Below are 12,694 nucleotides of genomic sequence, written 5' to 3' on the forward strand. Positions count from 1 at the left end.
TGATTTGACGTTGTTCTCACCGTCTACCGTACAAACGGAGGCATTTTCGATATATGAAGATGCCTCTTTTTTGTACCCATTTTTCCCCACACACCGTATGTCCCATCATCCACCCCATTAAGGAGGTCAGCTTATGATTGAGCAAGGAAAGTCTTTAGGCACCAAAATAAAGCCTGCAGCCACAAGTAATAAACACCCTAACGCTAAAGCTTCAAGAACAAGTCATCTCAGCTCCATTCTGTTAGGCTTTCTCGTTCCAGGCTCCATTCTGATTCTATGGCAGATCACAGGAGGCTTAGGTTGGATCTCAAGCACCATGCTCCCTACCCCGCTGCAAATTGCATTATCCTTCAGAGACCTGATCATCTCGGGCGAGCTGTTTGGTCACATGCAAATCAGTATCGCTAGAGCAGCAAGCGGATTTCTATTGGGTGCTGGGCTAGGTCTCTTATTCGGGACCCTTGTCGGCTTCCTGCGCCGGTTCGAGCAGACCTTAGACCCCACCTTTCAAATGCTGCGCATGATCCCCCATTTGGCACTCACTCCGTTATTTATTCTATGGTTCGGTTTTGGTGAGACCTCCAAAATATTGCTTATTGCCAAAGGCGCCTTTTTCCCGATGTATGTAAATACCTTTCTAGGTATTCGCGGAGTCGATCTTAAGCTGTTTGAGGTTGCGAAGGTGCTCGAGTTCAGTCGTTTCAAGCAGTTGATCCGGCTCGTGTTGCCCGCTGCACTGCCTAACATCCTGCTAGGGCTCCGTTTATCTCTCGGCGTTGCTTGGCTGGGACTTGTTGTGGCTGAGCTGATGGGCTCAAGTGAGGGAATCGGATACATGATACAGGATGCACGTCAATTCACACAGACGTCTGTGGTTTTTGTCGGTATTATCATCTTTGCCGCGGTAGGAAAAATCACGGATTCCTTCGTCCGGTATTTAGAAAGAAAGCTGCTTCGCTGGCGGGACAGCTTCAATGGATAAATGAGAGGAGCTTGATAACGATGTCTGAACAATTTAAGAAAAAACGACGCAGTATCACATTCATACTTGCAGCGCTCATGGTCCTGCTCATACTGAATGGTTGTGCCAATCAAGGCGGCAATGCTGCAGATGTGGCAGGAGCCGTCAGCCCCGGAGATAAAGTTGTCATCAATATTGGAGTTCAAGGCGCCACTGGCATTTTCTCCTATGCAAGAGACACGAAGGCATTTGAAAAAGCTTTTGAAAAGGTCGGTGCCGAGGTAAGATGGCATGAGTTCGCGAGCGGCCCACCCCATTTTGAAGCACTCGCATCAGGCAGACTGGATTTTGGCAGTACAGGCGGTACGCCTGTCATTGCAGGTCAGACCGGTGGGATCGACTTTAAAGCGATAGCTGTCACCGGTGATGGTAAGAAAGGAAATGCCATTCTCGTGCCTGAGGGCAGTGATATCCAGCGCATTGAAGATTTGAAAGGCAAGAAAATTGCCGTTGCCAAAGGCAGCAGTGCCTACAATTTCTTATTCCAGGTCATTAATACCGTGGGACTTACCGGAGATGACATCGAGCTGATCCAGCTTCAGCCGGATGAAGCAAGGCCTGCCCTCGACTCCAAAGCAGTCGACGCATGGTCTGTCTGGGAGCCCTATGTAACAACAGCCACCACGCAGACAGGTGCGCAGGTTCTTGTTGACGGAGAACAATTGAACATATTGGCACCCGGTTTTCTCATCGCACGTACCGACTTTATTGAGGCTCATCCGGAGCTGACGGTTACTTTTCTCAAAACCTACGAACAGGTAAGGCAGTATTATGAGAGTCATACCCAGGAGGTTGCTGCCCATTTTGGACAAACCAAGAATGTGGACGCAGACATGCTGGTGAAGATTCTGGATAACAACACCTCTCTGCTATCTCCCATTACACCTGAATTTGCAGAGGCACATCAGGAACAGGCAGACTTCCTCTATTCCATTGATGCGATCGACAAACAGCTCGACACTTCCTTAGTCCTTGAGAACAAATATATTGAACAAGCGCTTAAGGAGCTTGATGAAGAAGGAAAGCCAGAAACAGATACAAATTAAAGAGTTAATCGCATCTCGTTCAGCCCCATTGGTTTTCTTCTTCCATTCCCTTAAAATAGGATCATGTATGTTCACCCCTGCATGTTGAAGAGTGCAGGGGTATTTCCATGACAATAATGGAGGCACTTGATGAAAACAGATAAACCTTACGGCATCTATGGGTTTCGTTTCACGGAAGCTCTACAGTATCCTTTCTGCTACCTCTATGCGGTTGGCTTCGATAAGATCAATCATACGGATTACTACTGGAATGGGCTCGAGCGTACGGACGGTCCGTTATTCCTGATTCAATACACCACTGAGGGCCAAGGTATGTTCCGATTAAATGAACAAGCCTTCGAAATGACTTCTGGCAGTGCTTTTTTAGCGGAAATTCCGGGTACTCACGAGTATTATTGGAGTGAAGGAAATGAACCGTGGGAATTTTATTTCATGTTAATTCGTCCTGCCTTGATTGCCCCGTTCTGGGAAGAAATAAAGCAAAAGCTCGGCAGCGTCCCCTCTCTTCCTCCGGTAAGCCGTCCGGTAAAGCTGCTGCGCGAAATATATACAGAAGCAAGAGCTGGTCGAATTACAGATCCTTACCATGCATCCTCACTGGTCTATCAATTTATACTCGAGCTCAGCAGATATGCGAGCCATGAGCACAAGCATCGAGACGGCTGGCCGGACAGCATCCGGCTTGCTGTAGATTATCTCGAGTCCAATTACGACCAGATCATCAGCCTGGATCAGCTTGCAAGTGAACTGCACATCTCCAAGTATCACTTACTCCGGCTCTTCTCTCGTACGGTGGGTATGACTCCAAATGAATATCTAAACAAAATCAGACTCGAAAGGGCAGTGGAACTGCTCAGAAGACCTGATTTGAGTGTTGCACAGGTCGCTGAAGCAGCAGGTTTTTCGAGCAGCAGCTATTTCATTCGAGTCTTTCATCACAAAACGGGACATACCCCAGGATCTTTCCGTGAACGAGACCACCGGTTAAATTATGACCGCCTCTTCTTTGATTAGAGCAATATTTTACTATTAAACACGTTTTATTATTATAGATTTCGGTACTCCCTGCCTTCTACAATATTGAATAAGAGCTATTTTTTATTATTTAGATTTCAATACATGAGAGGCAAAGGAGAAGATCAATATGTCACATCGAGATTATGCCAAGACACCGCCTATGGGCTGGAACAGCTGGGATTGTTACGGAGCAGCGGTCACGGAAGCCGAGATCAGAGGCAATGCGGAATATATGGCCAAGCACTTAAAGCCTTATGGCTGGGAATACGTCGTTGTCGATATACAGTGGTATGAGCCGCATGCCAATTCATCCATCTACCGGAAATTTGTCCCGCTTGAAATGGATGAATATTCACGTCTGATGCCGGCCGTCAATCGCTTCCCTTCTGCACAGGGCGGAGCTGGCTTCAAACCGCTCGCAGACTATGTACACAGCCTAGGACTCAAATTCGGAATTCATATCATGCGGGGAATTCCCAGACAAGCTGCTCACGCGGCAACGAAGATTAAGGGCTCCGAGCAGAATGCAAGAGATATCGCCCATCCGAACTCCATCTGTCCCTGGAATACGGATATGTACGGTGTCGATGCTTCCCAGGAAGGGGCAGCTGCCTACTATCGATCACTGTTTGAATTGTATGCCGAATGGGGCGTTGATTTCGTTAAAGTCGATGATATTGCGGCTTCCCGCCTGTACGACCCTCACCTGCCGGAGATCCAGTTAATTCATGATGCCATTGAACACTGTGGGCGTGAAATGGTACTCAGTCTCTCGCCGGGTCCTGCCCAAATAGAGCATGCCGATTATCTGGAACAGTACGCCAACATGTGGCGAATGACAGATGATTTCTGGGATCATTGGAGCCTGCTGCTGGATATGTTCGACCGCTGCAAGGCCTGGGAAGGCCGTCCTGCTCCCGGCAACTGGCCGGATTGTGATATGCTGCCGCTCGGTCATATCGGGATTCGTTCCGTCGATGGCGGTGGCAGTGACCGGTGGACCCGATTTACGAAGGATGAGCAGATTACGATGATGACCCTGTGGTCCATCTTCCGCTCCCCACTCATGTTTGGGGGAGAACTGCGCGATAATGATGACTGGACATTGTCCCTGATGACGAATCAAGAGGTTCTGCACATGCATCAGCATAGTCATGATGCCAAACAGCTGAACCGCACAGAGCATAGTGTAGTATGGACTGCGCAGGAAGGTGACAACACGGTATATGTTGCAATGTTTAACATTGGGGAAACGGCGAATGAAATCGTCGTTAGTCTCAACGCGTTGGGTATTCAGGGTCAGGATGTAGAGCTTGTGGATCTGTGGAGTGGAAGTGGGACACGTTCTGAGAGCGGAGTCATTAAAGCGGAAGTTCCCACCCATGGTGCGGTATTATACCGAATCTCCTTTTAAATAAGAAACAATTCACACACGAAAAAACCGTGCTCCCTATGAGTTATGAGGGGTACGGTTTTCTTACTGTCCCTTGGAATTCGCTCTGATATCTGCCCGATTTGCTAACTCCTCATTACCTGGCAGCATATATATAACTCAGGATTGAGCCATATCTCTTCGACTCGTTTTTATAGAGATGACAAACGGAAAGGAGCATTATACATGCATATCGTGATGGTTAGCCCTGAGCAATTCCCCCTGCCGGGAAGCGGTTCTGTAGAAATCTGCATGCTCGCCATCGCCAGGGAGCTCTCGGTACACCATCAAATTACGATAATTAGCAAATTAACACCGCAGCTTCCTATTGAGACATCTATGAATGATCATCTCGTCATCAAAAGAGTACCAGCTCTCAGTAGAAAGGATTATGCAGAGGAGGTAATTAAGTGCATCCAAACGCTGGATCATGTGGATCTCATTCAAGTAGATAACCGTCCCCGCTGCATGGCAAAGATTAAACTGGCTTTTCCAGATAAGCCCGTAGCTCTCTTTCTCCACTCCTTGACCTTTGTCCCAAAGTCCACTTCGATCTCTTCCCTTCTACAAAAAGCCGATCTTATTATCGCAAACAGCCGCTCTTTGAAAAGACGGATTATAAGCCGATTCTCTCTATCCTCCGATCGCATCATAACGATACCTTTGGGCGTCGATATTCATCGCTTCAAGCCTCTAACTATGGAAGAAAAACAAGTTCATATGAAGCGCTATGGTATATCCCGAGATCGTTTTAATGTACTGTTTGTTGGCAGAGTCATCCCTCAAAAAGGAATTCCGGTTATCCTGCGGGCCCTCTATCGAATACAGCCTTCCATCAGGACCCGGCTCATCATTGCCGGCAAGAGCAAGAACGCAGCCTATCCTGCGCGACTTAAACAGCTTGCCAAAGCACTACGAATTGAGCTCCTTTTTCTAGGTGAAATTCAGCATGAACAAATCCACCAGCTGTACCCGCTTGCAGACTGCATTGTATGCCCTTCTCAGAAGCATGAAGCGTTTGGACTGGTTAACGTAGAGGCGCTGGCTTCCGGTATCCCGGTCATTGCTTCCAAAAATGGAGGAATCCGTGAAATCATCGAAGATGGTCATGACGGATTTTTAGTTACACATTATAAGAATCCGCTTGGCTTTGCTAATCGGCTTGCTAGGCTTGCTAAGCACCCTGAGCTGGCTCAGTCCATGGGAGCAAACGGGAGAGAGAAAGCACTGCTCCATTATACCTGGCAAGCAACAGCTTCGCGGCTGGAAGCCACCTACCAGCACTTAACGGGCAACGAAGGATAAGGCTTCAATCTCTAGATCCTTTCGGATGTTCGATACATAATGAAGACTTCCTTCTCTTCCGCCCCTGGCATAGAGGTCACTTCTCTAAGCTCGATAATCGCCATATCTTGAAAAATAAACTGTACTATACCCAGTGTTTGCTGCTTGAAGGTATCGTATATTCTTCCTGCGCTGCAGCAGCCTCTGGGTACGATTTCCGGACTATTTGCTATGTAACCGATTTGTCCATGAGGAGGCAGAACAACGCGAATCGCTTCAGAGTCGGACAAGTTATCTGGATCTTTAATTAGAAAAACAGGCTCTCCTACTCGTAATTTAGAGGAGTACCGATGGTTCTTCATATCTGTTATGGCGGCATAAACTTTTTTATGCACGTAAATACCTCCTTTGCTCGTAGTAGTCAATGATAAGTTTATCGGTAACCGTTTTAGGTTTTTTTACAGAAAAAACAAAACTTTTGAACTATTTTATAAAAATATAAATCGAAAATACGGACCTTAAGACCTGATATTATATAACAGATACGGAATTTTTATTTCATATTTTATCGTATTACCATGTTAAACTTTCGCAAATACGCAAATAGTTCATTCCTTTTTATTATACGTATGTGGACAAAACTGACTGGCATATACATCTTACAGATTCCATTGCTCTCTACTTTAGAGAAAGGTGTTGATCAAGCTTCATGAATTCTTCCCACTCACAGTTTAAATCGTATGAGCCCTTTGTTGGTCCGTTTGATCCGTGCCCCCCGATTCGTGTGAAATACTACAGCACACCGCCCAATCTATATCTAGGATTTCAGCCGCCTAACCTGCCCCAGTTCAGTGCATTTGACGCGTTGAAATACGGTACGTTGTGGAAAGCACTATATAGCCCGTATGATCCGCCAAAGAGCAAGTAACTAGAGCAACTCTTGCACTGGACCCGAGCAACAACCTGATAAGAAAGGGGCGAGTAGATGTGAATCATACGGTTGACGAAAACTATTACAAATTGCTGCACGAGCTGCAGGCGCTGGATTTTGTGCTTGTCGAGTTGACCTTATATTTGGATACGCATCCTGATGATGCTGCCGCACTTGAGCAGTTCAATTTGTATGCCAAAACGAGAAGAGAGCTGGCCGATCAGTTTGAGGCTCTGTACGGTCCCTTGCTTCAATACGGTCAAAGCGGAGCACAGCAGTCTTCCTGGCAATGGGCCAAATCCCCTTGGCCATGGCAAGTCTAACGTAAAGGAGGCAAATTCATACCATGTGGGTATACGATAAAAAACTGCAATATCCCGTTCGCGTAAGCAAATGCGATCCCATGATGGCCAAATTTCTGCTTGAGCAATACGGAGGTGCTGACGGAGAACTGGCTGCAGCGCTGCGTTACTTGAATCAGCGGTACACCATTCCCGACAAAGTCATCGGACTGCTGACGGATATCGGAACTGAAGAGTTTGCCCACCTAGAGATGATTGCCACTATGGTTTACAAATATATCATAACTAAAATGCAACTGTTAAAAAGGTCAAATAAAGGGGCGATGGCTTAAAAAGCTATTGCCCCTTTATTTCCAAAAGGATGGTAATCCCATTGCCACAGTGATAAACATCTTCATATTCAATTCTCCAACGCTTGTAGCTTTGCCGATTCCTTCTACGATAACGGTCTTGTCATCATCAATGTCTGCTTGTGATTCTTCCGTGGTATTCGATTCTTCCATGGTGAATATCACCTCTTGCTTAGTTGGATAATGATGTATATGAATGTTCCGCTTGTCCCGATTCGAGGTTGTAATCATCGGCAGTTTATTTCTTTCTGCATTGATTTTCATGCCATTCATTCATCCTTTCATGATGTTTAAATGACATATAAAAAAAGAACGCATATTTTTAAGTGCGTCCAAAAATAAAATAATCATTATATATTCACTAAAAAGATGGGCGGAGGATTAACTTCCAACTATCCCTAATTTTTGTTTCATGTTATACTTTTCCTTACTAATTGTATTCATCAAACGGTTCGTATTCTTATCGTATATGTTGTCCGTATAAGAAGAATCGAGGGTCGCATCCTCGATTCTTTCTTTCAGTTGACCATAAGGAACTTTTTCCTTCTTCGGTTTTTTAATTCCTCTGCTTGATCTGTACATCTTCATTCCGGGAGGATAATGCTTAAGTCTCTTTCCCTTTGAAAGGTATCCCGCTAATCCTGGAACGTCATAAATCTCCTTTAATGAAACATAACCTTTCCCCCAAAGATCATTTATATCACTTGGTTTTATAGCGATTTCTTCTTTGTCATTGAACCTTATCAACACATGCAAATGCCAAGATCCATCTTCATGTGGTTCAGCAATTGAAATATAATCAATGTTTTTTCCATACTCATACTTCAGCCTTTTCCAAAACTTTTCAAAATCTTCGTAAAGCTGCTTAGTACATTTCATGTTTTCACGATAAGTTAAAGTGGCAAACCATTCATTTTTCTTTGCTTGAAAGTTATTGTGAATCAAGTCATTGATCATATTTGTAGATTTCCTTGCACTCTCTATACTTTTACCTGTACCAACATTGGTATTTTTATATTGATGAATCTCACCAGTTTCAGTATTAACGTATTCGTCCTTGGATAGCTTTTTATTCTTACTTAATCCTCTATTTGCTTTATCAACTGCAGTCACTTCAACATAATCTCGCATTGTTTTAACTGTAACCATTTGTGATTCTGATATGCTTGTACCTTGTATTCTTTCAATTCTTTTATTCATTGATTATCGCTTCCTAACTTTCTCGTAATGTGTCATCTATTAATCAAGTTAAATAGAAGGAAGAAAATGATTCGGGCGTACTTGTATAATTTTTATATAAAAAAAGAGCAGGTTATTTTAAGTGCACTCGCATGCGCTTAGATTTCGATTTAGCGAGTCGAAGACTTAATTCAACCTTTCATATTCAATCAATAAAAAAACGTCACAGCTATAAAGCTACGACGTTTCCCGATACACTATGACTTATTACATGCTTGCGACAAATCTCATTCAATACATTAATAAAAAATCCCCTGAAGGATTAACCTTCAAGGGATATTTAGATTGTGTCATGCTGTCATCTGCTTTGATCTCTTTTTATAAATCTCTTCGGCCTTTTTGTACAATTCCACTGCTTTTTTGTTGGTTTCTAATTGATCTTCGACCGCTTGCATGGCTTGCAAAGCATATTCTTGCGCTTTCTGATCATCCTTCTTGGACAGTTTAGCCAATTGCAATAATGTTCTTCCGTAATCTCTTATTTCACGCTTTGTCATAATAATCATCCTCCAAGGGTTTTAAGTTTTTTAAAGGGTTCAAGGGTTAGTTCACTTATTGGATTCTTCATATTCCTTAACACGTCTATAAAAGGTATTCGGCTTCATGTCCAAGTTCTTCATGGCTTGAGTCGCTGTTATTTCTTCGGATTTCCACTTGGCATATTCATCTTTAAATGCTTGGCTTATCTCTTGTTTAGGTCTTCCGAATTTAACGCCTTTTTTACGAGCTTCTACAATGCCTTCGGCTTGTCTTGCATTGTTCTTCTTCCGTTCTTGTTCAGCGACATATGAAAGCATGGAAAGGAATTGATCTTCCAACAACTTACCGAGGTCGCCCATACTTTTAAATTTTCGGCTGTCGAACAAACTTTCATTTTCAAGAACAATTATGTCGGCTCCGACTTCTCTTGTAATGTACTTCCATTCAGTTATAATGCCGTCATAATCTCTTCCTAATCGGTCTAAAGCATCAAGGTAAACTTCATCTCCTTGCCGTACCATTAACCGCATGGCTTGATAATTAGGACGGTCAAAACTTTTACCTGATTGCTTGTCCATAAAGATGTAACGCTCTTCAATCCCCTTATCTTGCATTTTGGTTACTTGTCGATCAATATTTTGGTCTTTAGTTGATACACGAACATATCCAAACTTCATATGTTACCTCCTTTAAATGATTTGCATTTGTTTATGTCAATTATCATATCAGACTTTTGAAATATGTCAAAACTATTTTTATGGATTTTTGAAATGTGCTTTTGAATAAGTTTTTTAGTGTGTCAAAAGGCATGCTTTACGACATATAAATAAAAAAAGAAGGCATGCTGTCGCTAATATCAATTAGGACGGCATGCCGTGTAAGCTTATTCATTCGATATTATAAAATTAATTACTTTCTTCGACCGATCCAATTCAAATTTCTTTTCAAGAAGCCACAACATTGTATCATGAAGTATATTCATTTCCTCTTCATAAACCATAATTTGTGGAAGGTTATGTAAGCCTTCCTTGTCCAATTCATTTATCTTCTTCATGGTTCGGCGTTGGGCACACCTAATCTTTATTACTGCAGAATCTAACAAGGTTTCTACACACGTCATATTATTCATCTTCTTTCTTACGATATGATATCCAAGCAGATTTGGCTGCATTGTTTAATGCCGAAATAAATATTTCAGCTCCGGTCGTATTTTCCGGTGTTCCGTTTTGTGCTTCTAATTGGGCGATTGTATTATCTTGTTTAATTATTTGCCCTTGAACTTTAGACATTTCCGATTCGAGTGCAAGTATTTGTCCTGTGATATCAGAGCGCACTTCTTTTCTTGTATTGGTTCGCTTGTATTTGGAAGCAGTTGTACCGCGTTCTTCTTCAATCGTAACAAGCTTCAAACCATCTTCTCCATACTTCTCTTGTAATAATTCATATCGCTTTTGCATACGCAATAAACGAACGATCAATACATCTCTATTGAAATATGCTGATTCCAAAGGAGAAAGCTTTTCTTCGTTATCAATGTAGTCAAGTTCATCATCTTTAAATGCACCATGCACTAATCGTTGATGAGCATGTGTCTTCACTGCATTTTCATTTCCCATCATAGCTTTTGAAATGACTTCCGGATTCGTTTTCCCCCCGTGATGATAGCACTTGCCATTGGACATAGCTTTTGCCTTACATGGATTCCCTGTTCGTCTGCTTACTGCAGAGCATATGGGCGTGTTCTTTAAACCCGGAATATCCTTCCTCTTGTCCCTTTCTCCGGTCGTCCAAGCAATATTATTTTGGTCGGTCACTTTACTTCCCTCCTTACCACAAAAAAGCTACACGGTCTGAGTTTAGGATTTTCCTTTGCTCATCTCGTGTAGCTTGGCTTTGATTAATTGTTATTGTTGTATGTTATTGTTGTATGTTATTGTTCAACTCTTATATGTGTACGGTTTAGTTCCTCCTTCAAAACACAAAAAGCCCTTAATTTATAAGGGTTATACTTGTTTTAGATGGACAAAAGGGGCGTCTTTTATTAATCTTTGTATTGTATGTTTAAATGTGTTTTAAACACTTCAATTGCTTCATCAGATAGTTTTTCATCAGGATTTGATCTTATTAAAGTAAAGGCATAATCAGTGAAACAAGGTTTAATAAAATCTCGTTCAACTCTACCATAATAATCTTGGAATTCGATTGCTATTCTTTTGATTCCGCCCCCATGAAGAACATAATCATTAAATTCTTCATGCAAAAATGAATGTTCTTTAAGTAAAGGAACTATATTCATTTCAAATTCTTTTACATATTTGAAATTGTTGGTTTCCATGATGATTTTATCTTGAATATCAATTATTGACTTTCTTAGTTCAGTAAACCTTTTGTATGATAATTCCATTCATAACCCCTCGCTTTTCTTCTTAATCAAATACATTTTCATTTTAGTCATTTACATTACCCCCATGCTTCCTTATGCTTGATCGGAATTGCTGGAATAGATAATGAATTTGGAGAAGCTTTTTCTCTATACATACTCCATAAATTAGGCATCGGTAATTTAGGACCATTAACTTCCGCCATTAAACCATTTACAACATTGATATCCTTCCGATTAAAATCAACCCGATTTTCTAATTCTCTTATTAAATCAAGGTATTCTTTCTTCTTTTGAAGTGCTTCTTCAAGAATAGAATCACAATAAGCCTTCTCTTTTTCTTTGTATTCATTAATACGCTGCAAAATTTCTTCCATTGGCAAAGAAAACTCGAATACGGAATTCTCTGAAATTAGCTCATATTCGTTTTTCCGGCGACCAACAATGATTTCTTGCTTACTTATTTCTTCATATACATCATCCAGTTCTTGCACAGGCGCATGTGTCAACGTAAGATGCTTTACTTTCGCTTTCAATTCTTCCAGTTTCTTTTCTTCTTCCAACCACATCATTTTACGGTTAGTTATTTCTGCGCCAAATGTCAATTTATCAGCTTTTAATTTCTCTATTAATTTTTGCATTTCCTAATCACGCTTCCTTTTCATTTTTTAATTTCTTTTCCCAATATCGTTCTTGATATTGCTTCACTTTTTCACGATTTTCTTTACGCCATTTTCGTCTATACTCTTTCACTTTTTCAGGATTTTTCTTCCGATATTCTCTAAAATACTTGTTCCTTGCTTGGCGTGCTTCTTCATTCATTATGAGATTGAACTCCTTTCAAATTAAAAAGAGGCCTTGTTCCTTCATTGGGTAAGATGTTTGACGACAACAAACCATGCAATGAAGGACGAAAGCACTCCTTTCTGCTTTTTATATTTTTGTTTTACATAGTATAAGCCTTAAACTCGTACAATAGTTGACCCTGAATTCAATGTTTTTTTATAATTTATTTTTCTCGTAATGTGTCATCTATTAATCAAGTTAAATAGAAGGAAGGGTATTTATTCAATTGTTTTGAATAATATAAGAAAGAGCACACTGTTTAAGTGCACTCTTTAACATTTAGCTTTCGTTATAGAGGAATTAATATTATAAAGGTGTTTTACTATTGCTTTAATGAAAAAATTATTATAGCGAAGAACTACGAAG

16 protein-coding genes and 1 pseudogene are annotated in these 12,694 nt (G+C 41.6%); 8 read left to right on the top strand and 9 right to left on the bottom strand.

The annotated features are described in order from the left end of the window. The first annotated feature begins 136 nt into the window (after positions 1-136). The 5 genes from BK126_RS15345 to BK126_RS15365 all read left to right on the top strand — a co-directional run bounded on the left by BK126_RS15345 (position 137) and on the right by BK126_RS15365 (position 5,821). On the top strand, positions 137-982 hold the full coding sequence (locus BK126_RS15345; RefSeq protein ID WP_256702874.1) for an ABC transporter permease: 846 nt from the start codon (positions 137-139) through the stop codon (positions 980-982). A gap of 20 nt (positions 983-1,002) precedes the next feature. After that, complete coding sequence (locus BK126_RS15350) at positions 1,003-2,067, top strand: aliphatic sulfonate ABC transporter substrate-binding protein (RefSeq protein ID WP_076313401.1); 1,065 nt, start codon at positions 1,003-1,005, stop codon at positions 2,065-2,067. Between the two features lie 129 nt (positions 2,068-2,196). After that, positions 2,197-3,081 (top strand): AraC family transcriptional regulator, encoded by an 885-nt coding sequence (locus BK126_RS15355; protein WP_076313402.1) that lies wholly within the window; start codon positions 2,197-2,199, stop codon positions 3,079-3,081. 130 nt (positions 3,082-3,211) lie between these two features. Then, on the top strand, positions 3,212-4,498 hold the full coding sequence (locus tag BK126_RS15360; RefSeq protein ID WP_076313403.1) for a glycoside hydrolase family 27 protein: 1,287 nt from the start codon (positions 3,212-3,214) through the stop codon (positions 4,496-4,498). Positions 4,499-4,702: 204 nt separating this feature from the next. Next, on the top strand, positions 4,703-5,821 hold the full coding sequence (locus BK126_RS15365) for a glycosyltransferase family 4 protein (RefSeq protein ID WP_076313404.1): 1,119 nt from the start codon (positions 4,703-4,705) through the stop codon (positions 5,819-5,821). Positions 5,822-5,832: 11 nt separating this feature from the next. Here the strand turns inward: BK126_RS15365 and BK126_RS15370 are convergent, their stop codons facing one another. Further along, a complete protein-coding gene (locus BK126_RS15370; protein ID WP_081872670.1) occupies positions 5,833-6,195 on the bottom strand; it encodes an HIRAN domain-containing protein in 363 nt (120 codons plus the stop codon). A 314-nt stretch (positions 6,196-6,509) separates the two neighbouring features. Here BK126_RS15370 and BK126_RS15375 point away from each other — a divergent pair, with 314 nt between their 5' ends. From BK126_RS15375 to BK126_RS15385, 3 genes and pseudogenes are all read left to right on the top strand, one after another. Beyond that, positions 6,510-6,728 (top strand): spore coat associated protein CotJA, encoded by a 219-nt coding sequence (locus BK126_RS15375; RefSeq protein WP_076313405.1) that lies wholly within the window; start codon positions 6,510-6,512, stop codon positions 6,726-6,728. Positions 6,729-6,787: 59 nt separating this feature from the next. Continuing rightward, positions 6,788-7,054: a spore coat protein CotJB gene (locus BK126_RS15380; RefSeq protein WP_076313406.1), complete on the top strand. Its 267-nt coding sequence runs from the start codon at positions 6,788-6,790 to the stop codon at positions 7,052-7,054. 23 nt (positions 7,055-7,077) lie between these two features. After that, positions 7,078-7,308: pseudogene (locus tag BK126_RS15385) on the top strand (manganese catalase family protein); the annotation flags it as partial. A gap of 72 nt (positions 7,309-7,380) precedes the next feature. Here BK126_RS15385 and BK126_RS15390 read toward each other — a convergent pair. The 8 genes from BK126_RS15390 to BK126_RS29445 form a co-directional block, all read right to left on the bottom strand. After that, on the bottom strand, positions 7,381-7,647 hold the full coding sequence (locus tag BK126_RS15390; protein WP_076313407.1) for a hypothetical protein: 267 nt from the start codon (positions 7,645-7,647) through the stop codon (positions 7,381-7,383). A 117-nt stretch (positions 7,648-7,764) separates the two neighbouring features. Beyond that, the gene (locus tag BK126_RS15395) at positions 7,765-8,583 is read right to left on the bottom strand and encodes a rolling circle replication-associated protein (protein ID WP_076313408.1); all 819 of its coding nucleotides are present in this window, start codon (positions 8,581-8,583) and stop codon (positions 7,765-7,767) included. A gap of 329 nt (positions 8,584-8,912) precedes the next feature. After that, positions 8,913-9,119, bottom strand: coding sequence for a hypothetical protein (locus BK126_RS15400; protein ID WP_076313409.1), 207 nt, complete (start codon positions 9,117-9,119; stop codon positions 8,913-8,915). Positions 9,120-9,170: 51 nt separating this feature from the next. Then, on the bottom strand, positions 9,171-9,779 hold the full coding sequence (locus tag BK126_RS15405) for a recombinase family protein (protein ID WP_076313410.1): 609 nt from the start codon (positions 9,777-9,779) through the stop codon (positions 9,171-9,173). Between the two features lie 444 nt (positions 9,780-10,223). Then, on the bottom strand, positions 10,224-10,916 hold the full coding sequence (locus BK126_RS15415) for a hypothetical protein (protein ID WP_076313412.1): 693 nt from the start codon (positions 10,914-10,916) through the stop codon (positions 10,224-10,226). 227 nt (positions 10,917-11,143) lie between these two features. After that, positions 11,144-11,506: a hypothetical protein gene (locus BK126_RS15420; protein WP_076313413.1), complete on the bottom strand. Its 363-nt coding sequence runs from the start codon at positions 11,504-11,506 to the stop codon at positions 11,144-11,146. Between the two features lie 56 nt (positions 11,507-11,562). Further along, the gene (locus BK126_RS15425; protein WP_076313414.1) at positions 11,563-12,123 is read right to left on the bottom strand and encodes a hypothetical protein; all 561 of its coding nucleotides are present in this window, start codon (positions 12,121-12,123) and stop codon (positions 11,563-11,565) included. 7 nt (positions 12,124-12,130) lie between these two features. After that, entirely contained in the window at positions 12,131-12,304 is a 174-nt protein-coding gene (locus BK126_RS29445; RefSeq protein WP_179085548.1) for a hypothetical protein, read from the bottom strand. Between the last annotated feature and the right edge of the window lie 390 nt (positions 12,305-12,694).

This window comes from Paenibacillus sp. FSL H7-0326 (assembly GCF_001955535.1).
Classification (GTDB): domain Bacteria; phylum Bacillota; class Bacilli; order Paenibacillales; family Paenibacillaceae; genus Paenibacillus; species Paenibacillus shunpengii.

Excerpts from the sequence above, each read along its gene's own strand:
- BK126_RS15420 (WP_076313413.1), bottom strand. The coding sequence starts at position 11,506 with ATGGAATTATCATACAAAAGGTTTACTGAACTAAGAAAGTCAATAATT.
- BK126_RS15355 (WP_076313402.1), top strand. The coding sequence starts at position 2,197 with ATGAAAACAGATAAACCTTACGGCATCTATGGGTTTCGTTTCACGGAA.
- BK126_RS15365 (WP_076313404.1), top strand. The coding sequence starts at position 4,703 with ATGCATATCGTGATGGTTAGCCCTGAGCAATTCCCCCTGCCGGGAAGC.
- BK126_RS15390 (WP_076313407.1), bottom strand. The coding sequence starts at position 7,647 with ATGAAAATCAATGCAGAAAGAAATAAACTGCCGATGATTACAACCTCG.
- BK126_RS15350 (WP_076313401.1), top strand. The coding sequence starts at position 1,003 with ATGTCTGAACAATTTAAGAAAAAACGACGCAGTATCACATTCATACTT.
- BK126_RS15425 (WP_076313414.1), bottom strand. The coding sequence starts at position 12,123 with ATGCAAAAATTAATAGAGAAATTAAAAGCTGATAAATTGACATTTGGC.
- BK126_RS15360 (WP_076313403.1), top strand. The coding sequence starts at position 3,212 with ATGTCACATCGAGATTATGCCAAGACACCGCCTATGGGCTGGAACAGC.
- BK126_RS15395 (WP_076313408.1), bottom strand. The coding sequence starts at position 8,583 with ATGAATAAAAGAATTGAAAGAATACAAGGTACAAGCATATCAGAATCA.
- BK126_RS15405 (WP_076313410.1), bottom strand. The coding sequence starts at position 9,779 with ATGAAGTTTGGATATGTTCGTGTATCAACTAAAGACCAAAATATTGAT.
- BK126_RS15400 (WP_076313409.1), bottom strand. The coding sequence starts at position 9,119 with ATGACAAAGCGTGAAATAAGAGATTACGGAAGAACATTATTGCAATTG.
- BK126_RS29445 (WP_179085548.1), bottom strand. The coding sequence starts at position 12,304 with ATGAATGAAGAAGCACGCCAAGCAAGGAACAAGTATTTTAGAGAATAT.
- BK126_RS15375 (WP_076313405.1), top strand. The coding sequence starts at position 6,510 with ATGAATTCTTCCCACTCACAGTTTAAATCGTATGAGCCCTTTGTTGGT.